This window comes from Shewanella sp. ALD9 (genome assembly GCF_002836315.1).
Classification (GTDB): domain Bacteria; phylum Pseudomonadota; class Gammaproteobacteria; order Enterobacterales; family Shewanellaceae; genus Shewanella.
Genome location: NZ_PJCD01000028.1, coordinates 1 through 341, shown reverse-complemented (window position 1 = coordinate 341; position 341 = coordinate 1). Strand labels below are relative to the sequence as shown.

Genomic DNA, 341 nt, shown 5'->3' with positions numbered 1-341 from the left:
CCGTGGTAATGGATTTGTATGCGAGAAAAGTGGTGGGTTGGGCTTGCTCTGACAGCCCGAATACCGATTTGACTTGTGCAGCATTAAGAATGGCATTTGAAAGTCGTGGACGGCCCCAAAACCTGATGTTTCATTCTGACCAGGGTTGCCATTACAGTAGTCTTCAATATCGACAAATGCTGTGGAAATATCAAATAACGCAGAGTATGAGTCGACGAGGAAACTGCTGGGATAACGCGGTAATGGAACGTTTTTTTAGAAGTTTTAAAACAGAATGGATGCCGAAGTATGGTTACAACAATTTTGATGAAGCGAAGCTGGATGCGTTGAATTACATACTA

General features: G+C 42.8%; 1 protein-coding gene. It reads left to right on the top strand.

The annotated features are described in order from the left end of the window. Positions 1-341 (top strand): DDE-type integrase/transposase/recombinase (locus CXF88_RS14405; RefSeq protein WP_157822806.1); only part of this gene is annotated, 341 nt, incomplete at both ends.